The following is a 14,925-nucleotide window of genomic DNA, read 5'->3' as shown; positions in this document are numbered from 1 at the left end:
ATCAGCCGCCGGATCGGAGGTCAACCGGAAACCAAGTTTGCCGAGGCCCCCACCGCCGTGTCATCGGTGGGACGAGCCAGCCACGTGTACACGTGGGCAATGGCCCGGTGATCCAAAGCCGCAGCCAGCAGCAGGCCGGCCGAGAGGTCCTGGCCTGCCGAGTCGAAATAGCAACTGGTCTCAGCACCGGGGTCATGAGAGCCAGAAGCGAACTGCTCGGCCAGCTTGGCCGCGCGCACTTCGCCAGTAACGTACGAGAGCGTAGTCCACCACCAGGCCGGATCTTCCAATGCAAGCGGCTGGGGTTATGCCGGATTGATGGTGGGAGATACGCGCAACCGAAGCAGCGTACGACTCGAGTCTGTCCTCCGTGATTCGCCATCTGTGCGGCCTCAGCTGACGGGAAACCGTACTAAGGAGCAAGGCGTCGGTACGGCAAAGGCCCGGGGCGAGAATGTCTTGAATTCGACAGGAATCCCAGGCAGCTTCGCGAGTGATTTGCGTCAGGACAAAATTCCCGGATCCATTCATGCCGCTCTCCGTGCCTGAATGCATTCGGGCGAGTTGGCTGACATTCAACAGTCCTTTGCGCATTCCTTTTCTCCTCGGATATCACTCTGCCAAAAGGATGGATTCTGCCAGAGCAGCGTGGGACGGGCTGAGGCCAGCCGGTACACTCGTAATAGGGGGCATCCGCCAAAGCTTTCTTCGCCGCTTGGTGCTAAGACTGGTGGTGCGTTCGAGCAGCTCGTCGGCGAGTTCGAGCTTTTTAAAGTAGGGCATCCCAGCCGATACAAGTTGGTGATCACCAGAGCATCATTGGGTGGAACAAGTCGAGTGCTTCATCCAACCCGGGCCGTCGGTCCAGCGCATCAAATAACTCCTGATAAATGTAGAGATCATCAATTCGGGCCCCGCGTTGAGAATGTCTTGGATTTTGCTGTAGGTTCCGTGAGCTTGGGCTAATATGCAAGTGCATCCCGTTAGCTTGGTCGGGGAATCCTTGAAGGTAGCTCCTAATGTGAGGGTGGAGTGGCGGGCTTATCGCAATGCTATCCGTCCCCGGAAAGATGCAGCTCGGAGACCGAACGTACTGAGTGGGACGCAAGCCCGGCTCAATATTCACGTACTAGAAGTGATCATCCGATGAAGAACATCCGGGATGAAGCCCATTCAAAGTACCTACGCCAGATATTTTCTCGAGAGGGGAATAGGGGAGATTCAAATATGGATCCGCCCAGTTTCGTCTATAGCTTAGGTACAGTCGCGCCGGAGGTTGGTTCCTCAGTCGCGGGTTTTCCGGACGTCAAGTACTGAGACCAGGATAGCGGCCGCTGTGAATGGCACCCCGCCGAGAGCGATCATGGCGAGTTCCGGTGAACCGCCGAATTCGATGATGCCATGGGTGAAGACGAGTTGGGATGCGCTTTGAAAAGCGACGTGGATGCCGACAGCGGTCCACACGCTGCCAGTGACGAGTCGAACGTAGCCCAGTACAATTCCCATGGCCGCGAACAGTGATACGTCGAGTGGGCTGACTCCGCCACGGAGGAAGACCGCAGTAGCAACGAAGAGTGCAGTCTGCACGCCGATGACCCACCACGATGGCAGACGTTCTGCAAGAACCGCGGACACGTAGCCGCGAAACACAAGCTCTTCGGGAATCGCCTCAGTTAAGAGCACCGCGAAAAAGATCAGGCCGAATACAAGCCAAAATTCGGCGGCGGCCACGGGAATCTGTAACGGATTGCCAAGTAGCCTGAGAACAAAGAAAGTGGCGACCGCAGGTACAGACCACGAGGCGATGCCCAGGGCAAACGCTCGTAGATCGCCGGAGGCTGTGGTGAAGCCGGCAGCGCTGAGAGAACGTCGCCCTGACCAGCGAACGAGGATCACAAGGACGGCGATCACGAGGCCAGAAATGGCGAAGCCGCTCAGGATGCGCGTCCAGAGGGTTCCGTGTGCGGTCGGGTCGGTCGAGTTGTTAAGTGCCACCGCGAGCAGAAGCGTACCTACTAGGACTCCGATCATGAAAGCGATGCGAACTAGAACCGACCAGAGTGGTAGCGGTATCCGTTGCTCTTGTGCGGTTTTCGGTTCAGGCCCTGTCATCGTGGGGGTGCCTCCGTTAGTCGAGCATTGCAGTCAAGAACAGCTAATTCGTCACGGTCAGCCGCGGGTCTCGGCCTATAAACGTAGCGGACAATGAGGGAGTTGTCAGCGGTCCAATCTGAAAATCATCTGCGTGACGCGGGCATACCGAGCGATCCATCAACTTCTTCTTGGGTATCTCTGGCCTCTGACAGGCTTAGAAAGTAGATGATGCGCTAGGCGTTGTCGGCTATTTCTTTTATGCGCAGGCGTTGTTCTTCCCACTGCGCGGGCGTCAGATCTGGAATGTTGGGTGCTGAGGGGCGTAACCCGACGAAACCGTCCAATTGCTCGCGTACGATATCCATGTGTCCTGCATGGCGATGAGACTCGGCGATCATATGAATCAGGAGACGTTCCACTGTCGTATGCCGATGCGTTCCCCACCAGGGAACAACGGCAGGGGAATCCAGATCCAAATAATCCAAAACTACGTCGGCAGCGGTGGTTGCCTCGCGGTAGATATTCATGGCATCAGCTAAGGTCATGTTCGGTGGCGGGCGGAAGTCGGCCTGGGCGTCTTCGTCTTCGGAAATGTCTCGGATAATGGGATTCTCAATTTTCTGTCCGAGGCATCCGACGAAATACTCTGATTCGGTGACGGCTAGGTGAAGCAGCAACCCCATGACATGGGTTCCTGTGGGTGCCAAGGGCGTACGCGCTTGGGTGTCGCTCAAGCCTTCGCATTTCCACAAGATTGCTTCGCGGGCATCATTCAGATATTCGCGTAGATGGGCCCCAGTGCCGCTATTGCCAATTGCCATGTGCTGAGTCTAATGCCGCGCAGGGGTCATGCCCCGAAGGATGCTGGACCGAATGCCCAAGATTCCGCCCGGCTTGTTTGACGGGAAATAAACGGCAGTCGCACCGCAGGTTCCCACGGAGAGGCATTCGCCTAATTCGGGCAAGGGGGCATATCCGGGTGAGCGATCGATAGCGTTTTCGTGAAGGGCATGCATAGGAAGCAACGTACGGGTCCGCCGAAATTTCGAGTTCATTTGGCTAGGCAATTGCCAGTCGCCAGTACCTCCGGCCTCCAAAAGATCTTGCCGCGTCCCATTTTCTCCAGCCCATGCAAATGCATTGCAAAGCAGCCGTTGCTGCTAGGCAAGGCGGCGGGAGGATACCAACGAGTAATTCAAGGGCTATTTGCGATTGCGGTTCTCGGGCCGAGTGCCGGACACCTGGAGAGCTGGCACCAGATGGTTTCTAATAACTGGCCGTAGCCGGCCGGTCGTTGTCGTGAGCAGTCCGCCGAGCCGCAAAACTCAGCAATGCCCCTGGGCAGGTGGCCTAGTACGCACAGCTCCCGAAGAAGAGCTCCGGTAGCGACGGCAAAAATGGGTGCATGCAACGCAATGTTGCATGCACCCATTTCCTGGAATCTTGGACTCCCTAGGCAAGTACCTGGCGCTTGGAGGAAATGACGCCGGTATTGAATCCAGCCAGGCGCAGGCCGCCGTGGAAGCGGGCGTGCTCGATCTTCACGCAGCGGTCCATGACCACATTCATGCCCGCGGCCTCGGCGCGCCGGGCCACTTCCTCATGCCAGGATCCCAGCTGCAGCCACAGGGTCTTCGCGCCTACGGCCAGGGCCTCGTCCAGCACGGTAGGCAGGTCATCGTGCTTGCGGAAAACCTCGACCAGATCCGGGGTCTCCGGCAGATCGGCCAGCGACTTGTACACCGGCTGGCCCAGGATCTCATCGAGTACCGGGTTGATGAAATACACCTTGTACTTGGAGGAGGAGAGCAGGTAGGTAGCCACGAAATAGCTGGCGCGCGATGGCTTGTTCGAGGCACCGACAATGGCGATGGACTTGGTGTCGCGCAGGATCTCCAGGCGCTGTGCGGCTCCAGGGCCTTCCCAAGCGGTATCAACGGCAGTCATTAGATTGCTCCTTTCGAAGCGGTTGGCAATGCGCAGGCGGAACCGTCATAGGCCGGAGCCTCGAACCCTGCGGCGGAAGCGGCAATCGCTTCCTGCGAAGCGGCCAGCGCCTGGTCCAGATCCCAGAGGATGTCCTCGACATCTTCCAGTCCTACCGACAGGCGGATCAGATCTTCTGGCACGCCAGCGGAGACCAGCTGCTCGGCGCTCAGCTGCTGGTGGGTGGTGGAGGCCGGGTGCAGCACCAGGGTGCGGGCATCGCCGATGTTGGCCAGGTGGCTGGCCAGCTGCAGGGCTTCGATGAACTTCGAGCCGGCTTCGCGCCCGCCCTTCACCCCGAAGCTGAAGACCGAGCCGACGCCCATGGGCAGCAGCTCCTTGGCCTGCGCGTGCTGCGGGTGGGATTCCAGGCCGGCATAGTTCACGTAGGTCACGCGCTCATCGGCCTGCAACCAGGCAGCGACCTGCTTCGCGTTGGACAGGTGGTTGTCCATGCGCTGCGGCAAGGTCTCCAGGCCCTGCAACAGCTGGAATGCGGACTGGGCCGGCAGAGCCGGTCCGAAGTCGCGCAGCTGTTCGCTGCGCAGCTTGGTCAGGAAGCCGTACTCGCCGAAGTTGTCCCACCAGGAGACGTTGCCGTAGCTGGCAACCGGTTCGGTCATGGTGGGGAACTTGCCATTGCCCCAGTTGAACTTGCCCGACTCGATGACCACGCCGCCCAGGGTGGTGCCGTGCCCGCCGATGAACTTGGTGGCCGAGTGGATCACGATGTCCGCGCCGTGCTCGATAGGGCGCAGGATGTACGGGGGAGTGAGCGTCGAATCGACTACCAGCGGGAGATTGTGGCGGTGCGCCACCTCGGCCAGGCCCTTCAGGTCAGCGATGTCGCCGGACGGGTTGGCCACCACCTCGGTGTAGACGGCCTTGGTGTTTTCCTGGATCGCCGCTTCGAAGTCGGCGGGATCATTGGAGTCGATGAAAGTGGTGTTGATGCCGAAGCGGCGCAGCGAGACATCGAGCTGGGTGATGGTGCCGCCATAGAGCTTCGAGGAAGCCACAATGTGGTCGCCTGCCTGGGCCAAGGCCGCAAAGGTGACGAATTCCGCGGCCATGCCCGAGCCGGTGGCTACCGCTCCGATGCCGCCTTCCAGCGAAGCCATGCGCTCTTCGAAAGCCGCTACGGTCGGGTTGCCGATACGCGAGTAGATGTTGCCGTACTTCTGCAGGGCAAAGAGGTTGGCCGCATCGTCAGCGTCCTTGAAGACGAACGAAGTGGTCTGGTAGATCGGCACTGCGCGTGAGCCATGCTCGGCATCGGGGGTGCCTCCGGCATGCAATGCGCGGGTGCGGAATCCAAACTTGTGATCTGCCATGGTGGCTTACGACTCCTCGTCGATTGGGGTTTCGCGGGCTCCGCAGGGCGGACCGCGATCGAGGCAGGAATCCCGGAATCAATGTCGCTTCCTGCTGTCGTCCAACGGGTAGGCGGCTGCATCGTTTCTGGCGGTAGCACCGTAACCACCGGATGTGGCAGGTTGCTGCGGCGTCATCGAACCAGATCTCTCAGCCGCTCGGGATGGTGTAATAATCTTCGCAACATGACCGTTCGTGACCCAACTATGAGTCGTAACGTTGCGTATTGGAGCTGTTATCGGAGATTCTTCGATACCTATTACCCCGGTTAGGCTGGAGTCATGGATACTTCGCTGGCACTGGTGCGACACGGGCAGACCGATTGGAACCTTGCAGGGCGCCTGCAGGGGCGTACCGATATCCCGTTGAACGATACCGGGCGCGAACAAGCTCGCGAGGTCGGGCGCCATCTGATCGGCCAGAACTGGTCGCTGGTACTTGCTTCACCCTTGGAACGTGCCCGGGAAACTGCCGCGCTGATTGCCCAGCAGATCGGGGCCGAGACGGGGAACGCTGTTCCGGAACTCATTGAACGCGGCTTCGGCCCGCTGGAAGGCCGGATCATGGCCGAGGTCAGCGAAGCGGAATCGGCTGCTGCCAAGGACCTGCGTGAGCCGCGTGCCCAGATCTTGAGTCGTGCGGTGCCAGCGCTGCTGGACTTGGCCAGCAGGCATGCCGGGCGCAAGGTCATGATTGTCAGCCATGGGGCCACCATGCGCACCATCCGCGACGCATTGGCCGGAACCACGGATCCCCAAGGCGTGGAAAATGGCGAAATGCTCCACTTGGACTTGATCCGCCTTGAGCAGATCGCCAGCGAATTGGATCTGGTGGCATTCTAGGAATCCATGGGTATCTGCGTGAAGGAATTTTTTTCGTTCACGCCTCACAAAATGGTCTCCTCGTACGTTTACATGGTGAGAAGCCATGAAGGCGCAAAATTCCAGGAGAGCCATGCAAGCACCGTTCGAGCGGATAGTCCAGGACTATGGACTGAACGTCCTGCGCGTTTGCCGTGCCCTGCTTGATGAGCATCGCGCGCAAGACGCCTGGTCCGAAACGTTCCTTGCCGCGCTCAAGGCGTACCCGCAACTGCCGGAGGACGCCAATGTCCTGGCATGGCTAGTGCGTATTGCCCGGAACAAAGCCATTGACGAGTTGCGCAGGAACAAGCCGGAAATCCTCATCGGCCAAGACGTGGACAGCCTGGCCCCATCGGCCCAACGGCCGGATCTGCAGTTGGAAAACCTGCAGCTGTGGCATGAGGTGAACCAGCTTCCTGGCAAGCAGCGGCAGGTGGTGGCCTACCGCTACCTGGGCGGAATGAGCTACGCGCAAATTGCCGGAATCCTTTCCGGCACCGAAGCTGCCGCCCGGCGTTCGGGCGCCGATGGGATCAAGAATCTGCGGGCCCGGATGGATGACCAAGAACTATGGCGGGAGCAGCCATGAACGGAAAAAATTATCGGCAGCAGGCTACGGCCGCTGAAGCGCAAGTCCTCGACTCGCTGCAGGACCGGCTCGTTGAACGGGCCCGTGCACGGGAACTTGTTGATGTTGCCTATCGCGTGGTCGATAGCCCCGTGGGGGCCTTGCTGCTGGCCAGTACCGATGCCGGGCTGGTCCGGGTCGCTTTTGAATCCGAAGGCCATGACCGGATTCTGGAGGTGCTCTCGGAAAGGCTCAGCCCGCGGATCCTGCGCGACAAGTCGAGCTTGGATGGTGCCGTCCGGCAACTGGATGAGTATTTCGCGGGCCAGCGGCATGGCTTCGATCTTCCGGTGGACTTGCAGCTCTCCACCGAGTTCCGCCGCCAGGTGCAGCTGGAGCTGGGTCATATCGATTACGGGCGTACCCTGAGCTACGCCCAGCTGGCGCAGCAGATCGGCAAGCCGAAAGCGGTGCGGGCCGTCGGTTCAGCCTGCGCCACCAACCCGATTCCCATCGTGCTGCCCTGCCATCGGGTGCTGCGCACCGATGGTTCATTGGGCGGCTACCTGGGAGGCTTGGAAGCCAAGTCCGAGCTGCTGAAGCTGGAGAACCCGGACTTCGCCAGCGGCGCCGCGACGCTGTTCTGACGGGCAGTTCCCGCATGAAACAAGTGCTGGGCTGCTGCCTCCCTTGCGGGAAGCAGCAGCCCAGCACTAATTGCTACGGGCTTGCAGCCCAGCAGCTGCTACTTGCTGCGCAGTTCGAAGCGATCTGCGTCCATGAGCTTGGCCCAAGCGGAGGCGAAGTCATTGACGAACTTCTCCTTGGCATCATCCGAAGCGTAAACCTCGGCCAGTGCACGCAGCTCGGAGTTGGCACCGAAGACCAGATCCACGCGGCTGCCGGTCCAGCGGCCATCGGTGGTGGTGTAGGTCTGCTCGTCAGCGGACGGGGTCCATTCCAACCCCAGCTCCAGCAGGTTCGCGAAGAAGTCGTTGGTCAACGCGCCTGGGGTGTCGGTGAAGACGCCCAAGTTGGAGCCGTCCCAGTTATTGCCGATGACGCGCAGTCCACCGAGCAGTACGGTAGCTTCCGGTGCCGAGAGGCCCAGCAGATTCGCGCGGTCGATCAGCAAGTACTCGCTAGGCAGTTTGACGAAGCCCGAGTCGTAGTTGCGGAATCCGTCGGAAACTGGTTCCAGCCATGCGAACTGGTCAACGTCGGTTTGCTCCTGGGTTGCGTCTACACGGCCCGGGGTGAATGGAACCTCGACCTGCTGGCCAGCTGCCAGGGCTGCCTGCTCGACTCCGACGTTGCCGGCTAGGACAACGACGTCCGCGAAGGAAGCCTTGATCCCGGAAGTGGCGTTGAAGTTGTCAACAATCTCTTCCAGCTTGGCAATTACCGGCTTGAGCTGCTCAGGCTGGTTCACGCTCCAGGAGACCTGTGGTTCCAGGCGGATGCGGCCGCCGTTAACGCCGCCGCGCTTATCCGAGGTGCGGAAGGTCGAAGCGGCCTTCCAAGCCGTGGATACCAGCTGCTGGACGGTCAGTCCCGAATCGTTGATCAGGGCTTTAAGTGCGGCAACTTCAGTTGCACCCAAGGTGGTCTGCGGAGCTGCTGGCAGTGGATCCTGCCAGAGCAGGTCCTCAGCAGGAACCTCTGGGCCGAAGTAGCGGGACTTCGGGCCCATGTCGCGGTGGGTCAGCTTGAACCATGCGCGGGCGAAGGCGTCTGCGAACTGGTCTGGGTTCTCCTTGAAGTTCTTGGAGATCGGGCCGTAGACCGGGTCGAAGCGCAGGGCCAGGTCGCTGGTAAGCATGCGTGGCTCGCGGTGTTCCAAGGTCTCGAATGCAGGCTGGACCAAGCCGGCTCCGCCATTGTTGACCGGGCGCCACTGCTTGGCGCCTGCTGGGGATTCGAACAGTTCCCATTCGTAGGCGAAGAGGATGTGGAAGAACTCGTTGTCCCAGCGGGTTGGGTGGTAGGTCCAGGTGACTTCAAGACCCGAGGACACGGTGTCCGCGCCCTTGCCGGTGCCGTGGCCGTTCTTCCAGCCCAGTCCCTGCATTTCAAGCGGAGCTGCTTCTGGATCCGGGCCGATCTTGTCATCGGCATGCGCGCCGTGGGTCTTGCCGAAGGTGTGGCCACCGGCGATCAGCGCGACGGTCTCCTCGTCGTTCATGCCCATGCGGCGGAAGGTTTCGCGGATGTCTACGGCCGAGGCCAGCGGATCCGGATTTCCGTCAGGACCCTCAGGATTCACGTAGATCAGGCCCATCTGCACTGCTGCCAGAGGAGCATCCAGGTCTCGCTTGCCGGTGTAGCGTTCGCTGTCCAGCCAGACCTTTTCCGGGCCCCAGTAGACATCGTCATCTGCTTCCCAAACGTCCTTGCGGCCGCCGGCGAAACCGAAGGTCTCGAAGCCCATGTCTTCCAGAGCCACGTTTCCAGCCAGCAGGATAAGGTCGGCCCAGGAAATCGACTGGCCGTACTTCTTCTTCACTGGCCACAGCAGGCGGCGAGCCTTGTCCAGCGAAACGTTGTCCGGCCACGAGTTCAGCGGAGCGAAGCGCTGCTGGCCTGCGCCGCCGCCGCCGCGGCCGTCGTGCGAGCGGTAGGTGCCTGCGGAGTGCCAAGCCATGCGGATGAAGAACGGGCCGTAGTGGCCGAAGTCTGCTGGCCACCAGTCGTGCGACTGGGTCATGATTTCGGTCAGGTCGGCTTTTACTGCCGACAAGTCGAGGGCATTGAAGGCTTCAATGTAGTCGAAGTTCTCGTCCAGCGGGTTGGAAACCTGCTGGTTCTTGGCCAGAATCCTCAGATTCAGCTTATTCGGCCACCATTCGGTGTTGGCATTGCCCTGGGTAGGGTGAATTCGACCCGCGCCGCCAACTACTGGGCACTGACCTGCAGTCATCTCAGACATGTGCTCTTTCCTTCCGGATTGTTTAGGGTTTATCTGGTTTTATCCATCGCACAGCAGCTGCGCTGATGACGATGGCAAATCTAGGGGTTTACTTAGACAGCAACTATGCGTTCGCAGCCTGGCAATCCGGGCAGGTGCCCCAATAGATCACTTCGGCTTCATCAATGCTGAACCCGTGGTCATTGGAAGCATGCAGGCACGGGGCGCCGCCGACAGCGCAGTCGACGTCCGCCAGCGTTCCGCACTGGCGGCACACCACATGGTGGTGATTGTCGCCAACGCGGGCTTCATAGCGGGCGGTATGGCCCTGTGGCTGTATCTGCCGAATGACACCCAGTTTCGTGAAGAGCCTGAGTGAATCGTAGACAGCTTGGTGCGACACATTGGGGTGATCTTCACGGACAGCCGAAATGATGGTTTCGGTATCCGCGTGCGGGTGCGCCGCGACGGCGGAAAGTACCGCAACGCGCGGTTGCGTGACCCGCATCGATGCCGCCTTCAGCACCTGCTCGATCCCTGCCTGTGATGTCATGTACCCAGCATGCCTGCTTATTTTGAATCAGTCAAGATAAGTTCCAGTGTATTTCGCGTTAAAAGTGGGTGGACTCCAGCTGACTGGTTGAATCGGTGCTTCATTAGTAAGTATTCCGTATGATGCATGTTCAAGCGTGATGTGCTTCTGGGGGAGAAAAATTACGAAATCGCAGACATTTCACCCGAAATAAGAAAGCGAATAGTGCGTGGTTTTATCTTGGGAAATATTGCGTTCCAATTGATGGTTCCACGGGTTCGGGGAGCGAAAAACCCTGTGGGGCGAGGAAGCTCACATGGATGGCGCTGCCAGCGTAAACAATGTGATCCCGGGGTGCTGAAGATCCGGAAACGGCGAGAAATCAAGGATCTGATTTGACCCTTGATGAGATGTCGACCATGCTGGAAAAGGCCCATTTTGGGATTTATCGTGTCAAAATCGTGCTAAATCGAGTCAACTCGCAGGAATAATTCGCGGGATATTAGCGGAGAATAGTTGTTTCTTTCAGGCTGCTCCAACGCGAGATTTAGACACAGTGGACCGACACCCGAAAAGCAATTCGCAATCAATCACACTGCATGGCGATCGTTTACTCGAGAGGCGATGGCTCGGCAGATTCCGCCCGGATCTTATCCGCGGGATCTCACCAGTGAAGGAAGACCGCAATGAAGCAGACGGATCAATCAATCGGCGACCTCGTTGAGGAACTGCATTCAGTTCGTCACAGACGACCTAAGAAGTACTCACTTTCCGGTACGGATTACTGGGTATTCGGAATCGCCGGCGCTCTAGCGCTGGCCTTTATTATTTGGGGTTTCGCTAGCCCCGAAGGGCTGGGCAAGGCCTCCAGCGCGGCCCTTGACTGGGTTATCACCAACACTGGCTGGCTTTTTGTCATTGCTGCCGCGGTTTTCGCGGTCTTCGCCATCGTCGTAGCGGCCAAGAACTTTGGACGCATCCCGCTGGGCAAGGACGGCGAGACGCCAAAGTTCTCCACGGTCTCGTGGATCTCGATGATGTTCGCAACCGGCATGGGCATCGGCTTGGTCTTCTACGGCGTGGGCGAGCCGCTGTACTTCTACATGTCGCCTCCTCCGGGAACGGTGGAAGGTTCCACCAGTGATGCATTGAGCACCGCTATGGGCACCACGCTCTTCCACTGGACCTTATTCCCATGGGCCATGTACGCCATCGTTGGCTTGGGCATGGCGTACGGCAGCTTCCGGCTGGGACGCCCCCAGCTGTTCTCAGCCATGTTCAGCTCGATCTTCGGCGACCGGGCCATCCATGGTTGGGGCGGGCGCACCATCAATATCCTGGCCATCATCGCCACCCTCTTCGGTTCGGCTTGTTCGCTGGGTCTGGGCGCATTGCAGATTGGCGGCGGCATCCAGGCCACCGGGATGATGGAGAAGGTCGGTTCCGGCGTTCTGGTTATCATCATTGGCATTCTGACCGCATTGTTTGTCGCTTCTGCCGTTTCCGGCATCGAGCGCGGTATCCAGTGGTTGTCCAACACCAACATGGTATTGGCATTGATCATCGCATTGATCGTTTTCATTGGCGGCCCAACTCTGTTCATCCTGAACGTCATTCCCGATGCCATTGGCGCTTTCATCGGCGACTTGCCAGAGATGGCCTCGCGTACGGCCGCCGGCGACGGTGCAATGTCTGATTGGCTGTCCTCGTGGACTGTCTTCTACTGGGCATGGTGGATCTCCTGGAGCCCATTCGTCGGCTTGTTCATCGCCCGCATTTCCCGTGGCCGCACTATTCGCCAGTTCGTCACCGGCGTGCTGCTTGTTCCATCCAGTGTCACCCTGATTTGGTTCGCAATCTTCGGCGGCGGCGCCATCGGTATTCAGGAACGCGCCGAACGCGCCGGGGAAACCGGGGAAAAGCTGGCCAGCATTGTTGATGGCGCGCCAGATATCAACTTCGATTTGATCCTCTTCGACATGCTTGGCAGCCTCCCGCTGTCGGGCTGGATGGCTACCGTGCTGATGGTCGTCACCGTGCTGCTGATTGCGATCTTCTTCGTGACCGGCGCAGACTCGGCCTCGATCGTGATGGGTGCGCTCAGCGAACGCGGCGCTGAAGAGCCATCCAAGAAGGCCGTGATCTTCTGGGGCGTGGCCACCGGCGCTGTGGCCGCGGTGATGCTGCTGGCTGGCGGCGATCATCCGGCGGAGGCATTGACCGGGCTGAAGAACATCACTATTGTTTCGGCGCTGCCATTCGTGATTGTGATGCTCCTGCTCTGCGTGGCGTTGTGGAAGGACCTGAGCAAGGATCCGCTGGTGCTTCGCGGCAAGGTGGCTCGAAAGGTCCTGGAGCAGTCCGTGGGCCAGGCGGTTGACCGCCATGAGGGTGGCCAGTTCAGCTTGATGACCACCGAAATCCCTTTGGTCAGGGCCGAGGGAAGGGCCTCCGAAGTGAAGCTTTTCGCCACCGAAGCCACCGCTGACCCGGTGCAGGACGGCAAGGGCAGCGCGGCCGATGGCCAGAGCCAGAAGCCAACGGCCGGGGATTCCTAACCGGCAAATCAAATGAAGCTTCTTCCCCAGCCGGGGAAGAAGCTTCATTTGTTTAACCCCAAGGGGCTTGGGAGCAGCGATTAGCCGCGCGCGCGGCAGATCGCGTTGATCTCCGGAATGCACGGCTCATTCTGCAGGCTCGTTGTGTCGCCGAGCGTGGTGCCCTCGAACAGCTGGGTGAGCAGGCGGCGCATGATCTTGCCCGAACGGGTCTTGGGCACATCTGGAACCAAGACGATTTCCCGCGGCTTGGCAATCGGGCCGATCTGCACCGCGACGGTATCACGGAGTTCAGCAATGAACTCGGCCTGCCGTGCAACGAGCTGCTCGTCAGGCGACTCGGCAACCAGGGTCTTGTCCAGCGGTACCACGAAGGCGGTTGCAGCGTGTCCGGTCTTGGAATCCGGGGTGGGGCAGACGCCGGCTTCCACCACGCCGGGGTGGGTGACCAATGCCGATTCGATTTCAATGGTGGAAAGCCGATGGCCGGAAATATTGATCACGTCGTCGGTGCGGCCCAGGATGTAGATATCGCCGTCCTCATCGAAGCGGGCACCGTCGCCAGCCAAGAACCAGCCCTGCTCTACGTATTGTTCCCAGTAGCTGGTGTAGTAGCGCGTCGGGTTGCCCCATACGGTACGGGCCATCGACGGGCCAGTGCGCGTGATGACAATATTGCCCTGCTGGTTGGCCGGCACGCTCAGGCCGCCATCATCGACAATGTCCACCGAGATGCCCGGCAGCGCGCGTGCGGCGCAGCCTGGCTTGAAATGTCCATCGGTCGGCAGGGGGGAAAGCACGGTCGCGCCGGATTCGGACTGCCACCAGGTGTCAACCATCGGCAGTCCTGCTTCGCTGTCCCGGCCGATCTGCTGGCGGAACCATTTCCATGCCTCGGGATTGACGGCTTCACCCACAGTGCCGCCGATCTTCACCGAGGACAGATCGTATTGGGCCGGGATGCCATCCGGGAACCAGCCCATCAACGAGCGGACCAAGGTGGGAGCGGTGTAGTAGCTGGTGACCTTGTAGCGTTCAATGACCTCGAAGTGGCGGCCCGGGTGCGGGGCGTTGGGGACGCCCTCGTAGATTACCTGGGTGACGCCATTGGCCAACGGGCCGTAGATCTCGTAGGTATGCGCGGTGACCCAGGCGAGGTCGGCGGTGCACCAGTGCACGTCCTTGGCGCGCTGGGACTCGTCCGGGTTGGCGAACAGCAGGTTGTAGCTGGCGGCCGCCTGCGTCAGGTACCCGCCGGTGGTGTGCACCAAGCCCTTCGGCTGGCCGGTGGTTCCCGAGGTGTACATGATGAACAGCGGTGTTTCCGCATCGAATGCCTGCGCGTGGTGCTCGGTGGACTGGGTATCAACCACCTCATGCCACCAGATGTCGCGGCCCTCGGTCCACGGGATTTCGTCGCCGGTGCGGCGGATAACCAGGACCTTTTCGATTTCGTTCTCGCCGGCAACGGCCGCATCGGCGTTGCCTTTGACCGGAACCGAAGTGCCGCGGCGGAACTGGCCGTCGGTGGTGACCAGGACCTTTGCCTTGGTGTCCTCCACACGGAACCTCAGCGCTTCGGCGGAGAACCCGCCGAAGACCAGCGAGTGGATGGCGCCGATGCGGGCGCAAGCCAAGGTGATGACAATTGTTTCAATGAGCACCGGCAGGTAAATGACCACGCGGTCGCCCTTCACCACACCCAGGGATTCCAAGGCGTTGGCTGCCTGGGAGACCCGCTCCTGCAAATTCTTGTAGGTGACGGCTACCCGGTCTCCGGGCTCGCCTTCGAAATACAATGCGACCTTCTGGCCGCGTCCCGCAGCTACATGGCGGTCGGCGCAGTTCACTGCGGCGTTCAGCTTGCCGCCGAGGTACCAAGAAATTTCCGGTCCGCGCTTGGCATCCGGATCGGCCGGAACGATGCGGCTGGTGGTGTGCCACGGGGTGTCCCAATCCAAGAGGTTCGCCGCTTCGTCCCAGAATTCCTGGCGTGCTGCCTCTGATACTTGAGTTGAGGTTGTTGCCAATTCGGTGGTCAT

At 60.0% G+C, this 14,925-nt stretch carries 12 protein-coding genes and 1 riboswitch; of the genes, 4 read left to right on the top strand and 8 right to left on the bottom strand.

Annotated features, from left to right (window positions below):
- Nucleotides 1–20: 20 nt before the first annotated feature.
- From AAZQ98_RS12270 to AAZQ98_RS12250, 5 genes are all read right to left on the bottom strand, one after another.
- The gene (locus AAZQ98_RS12270; protein WP_404598727.1) at nucleotides 21–290 is read right to left on the bottom strand and encodes a hypothetical protein; all 270 of its coding nucleotides are present in this window, start codon (nucleotides 288–290) and stop codon (nucleotides 21–23) included.
- 994 nt (nucleotides 291–1,284) lie between these two features.
- The gene (locus tag AAZQ98_RS12265; protein WP_219844127.1) at nucleotides 1,285–2,031 is read right to left on the bottom strand and encodes a CPBP family intramembrane glutamic endopeptidase; all 747 of its coding nucleotides are present in this window, start codon (nucleotides 2,029–2,031) and stop codon (nucleotides 1,285–1,287) included.
- A gap of 296 nt (nucleotides 2,032–2,327) precedes the next feature.
- Nucleotides 2,328–2,915: a DinB family protein gene (locus AAZQ98_RS12260; protein ID WP_434692651.1), complete on the bottom strand. Its 588-nt coding sequence runs from the start codon at nucleotides 2,913–2,915 to the stop codon at nucleotides 2,328–2,330.
- A 631-nt stretch (nucleotides 2,916–3,546) separates the two neighbouring features.
- The gene (locus AAZQ98_RS12255) at nucleotides 3,547–4,041 is read right to left on the bottom strand and encodes a CoA-binding protein (protein WP_105657946.1); all 495 of its coding nucleotides are present in this window, start codon (nucleotides 4,039–4,041) and stop codon (nucleotides 3,547–3,549) included.
- The gene (locus tag AAZQ98_RS12250; RefSeq protein WP_133834308.1) at nucleotides 4,041–5,414 is read right to left on the bottom strand and encodes an O-acetylhomoserine aminocarboxypropyltransferase/cysteine synthase family protein; all 1,374 of its coding nucleotides are present in this window, start codon (nucleotides 5,412–5,414) and stop codon (nucleotides 4,041–4,043) included. The genes AAZQ98_RS12255 and AAZQ98_RS12250 overlap by 1 nt, the downstream gene beginning before the upstream one ends.
- A 115-nt stretch (nucleotides 5,415–5,529) precedes the next feature.
- A riboswitch (SAM riboswitch) is annotated at nucleotides 5,530–5,624 on the bottom strand.
- 111 nt (nucleotides 5,625–5,735) lie between these two features.
- Between AAZQ98_RS12250 and AAZQ98_RS12245 the strand changes: the two genes are divergently transcribed.
- From AAZQ98_RS12245 to AAZQ98_RS12235, 3 genes are all read left to right on the top strand, one after another.
- Complete coding sequence (locus AAZQ98_RS12245) at nucleotides 5,736–6,296, top strand: histidine phosphatase family protein (protein WP_434692649.1); 561 nt, start codon at nucleotides 5,736–5,738, stop codon at nucleotides 6,294–6,296.
- Nucleotides 6,297–6,408: 112 nt separating this feature from the next.
- Nucleotides 6,409–6,906 (top strand): RNA polymerase sigma factor, encoded by a 498-nt coding sequence (locus tag AAZQ98_RS12240; protein ID WP_332595234.1) that lies wholly within the window; start codon nucleotides 6,409–6,411, stop codon nucleotides 6,904–6,906.
- Nucleotides 6,903–7,532 (top strand): methylated-DNA--[protein]-cysteine S-methyltransferase, encoded by a 630-nt coding sequence (locus AAZQ98_RS12235; RefSeq protein WP_332488328.1) that lies wholly within the window; start codon nucleotides 6,903–6,905, stop codon nucleotides 7,530–7,532. Before AAZQ98_RS12240 ends, AAZQ98_RS12235 begins: the two co-directional genes overlap by 4 nt.
- Before the next feature lie 98 nt (nucleotides 7,533–7,630).
- On the opposite strand, the gene katG is transcribed toward AAZQ98_RS12235, so the two are convergent.
- Nucleotides 7,631–9,814, bottom strand: a complete 2,184-nt coding sequence (gene katG, locus AAZQ98_RS12230) for a catalase/peroxidase HPI (RefSeq protein WP_105657950.1) — start codon at nucleotides 9,812–9,814, stop codon at nucleotides 7,631–7,633.
- 103 nt (nucleotides 9,815–9,917) lie between these two features.
- On the bottom strand, nucleotides 9,918–10,346 hold the full coding sequence (locus tag AAZQ98_RS12225) for a Fur family transcriptional regulator (RefSeq protein ID WP_388024594.1): 429 nt from the start codon (nucleotides 10,344–10,346) through the stop codon (nucleotides 9,918–9,920).
- Nucleotides 10,347–11,011: 665 nt separating this feature from the next.
- Between AAZQ98_RS12225 and AAZQ98_RS12220 the strand changes: the two genes are divergently transcribed.
- Nucleotides 11,012–12,883 carry a BCCT family transporter gene (locus AAZQ98_RS12220; RefSeq protein WP_133834313.1) on the top strand — a complete coding sequence of 624 codons (1,872 nt, stop codon included), beginning with the start codon at nucleotides 11,012–11,014 and terminating at the stop codon, nucleotides 12,881–12,883.
- 80 nt (nucleotides 12,884–12,963) lie between these two features.
- Here AAZQ98_RS12220 and acs read toward each other — a convergent pair whose 3' ends face one another.
- Nucleotides 12,964–14,925 (bottom strand): acetate--CoA ligase, encoded by a 1,962-nt coding sequence (gene acs, locus AAZQ98_RS12215; RefSeq protein WP_434692643.1) that lies wholly within the window; start codon nucleotides 14,923–14,925, stop codon nucleotides 12,964–12,966.

This window comes from Glutamicibacter sp. Je.9.36 (assembly GCF_051129975.1).
In the GTDB taxonomy this organism is placed as follows: Bacteria; Actinomycetota; Actinomycetes; order Actinomycetales; family Micrococcaceae; genus Glutamicibacter.
This window is presented reverse-complemented; position numbering and strand designations above follow the sequence as displayed.

Bases quoted from the DNA above. Each gene is read 5' to 3' on its own strand.
- AAZQ98_RS12265 (WP_219844127.1), bottom strand. From the start codon at position 2,031: ATGATCGGAGTCCTAGTAGGTACGCTTCTGCTCGCGGTGGCACTTAAC.
- AAZQ98_RS12260 (WP_434692651.1), bottom strand. From the start codon at position 2,915: ATGGCAATTGGCAATAGCGGCACTGGGGCCCATCTACGCGAATATCTG.
- AAZQ98_RS12255 (WP_105657946.1), bottom strand. From the start codon at position 4,041: ATGACTGCCGTTGATACCGCTTGGGAAGGCCCTGGAGCCGCACAGCGC.
- AAZQ98_RS12250 (WP_133834308.1), bottom strand. From the start codon at position 5,414: ATGGCAGATCACAAGTTTGGATTCCGCACCCGCGCATTGCATGCCGGA.
- AAZQ98_RS12245 (WP_434692649.1), top strand. From the start codon at position 5,736: ATGGATACTTCGCTGGCACTGGTGCGACACGGGCAGACCGATTGGAAC.
- AAZQ98_RS12240 (WP_332595234.1), top strand. From the start codon at position 6,409: ATGCAAGCACCGTTCGAGCGGATAGTCCAGGACTATGGACTGAACGTC.
- AAZQ98_RS12235 (WP_332488328.1), top strand. From the start codon at position 6,903: ATGAACGGAAAAAATTATCGGCAGCAGGCTACGGCCGCTGAAGCGCAA.
- katG (WP_105657950.1), bottom strand. From the start codon at position 9,814: ATGTCTGAGATGACTGCAGGTCAGTGCCCAGTAGTTGGCGGCGCGGGT.
- AAZQ98_RS12225 (WP_388024594.1), bottom strand. From the start codon at position 10,346: ATGACATCACAGGCAGGGATCGAGCAGGTGCTGAAGGCGGCATCGATG.
- AAZQ98_RS12220 (WP_133834313.1), top strand. From the start codon at position 11,012: ATGAAGCAGACGGATCAATCAATCGGCGACCTCGTTGAGGAACTGCAT.
- acs (WP_434692643.1), bottom strand. From the start codon at position 14,925: ATGACCACCGAATTGGCAACAACCTCAACTCAAGTATCAGAGGCAGCA.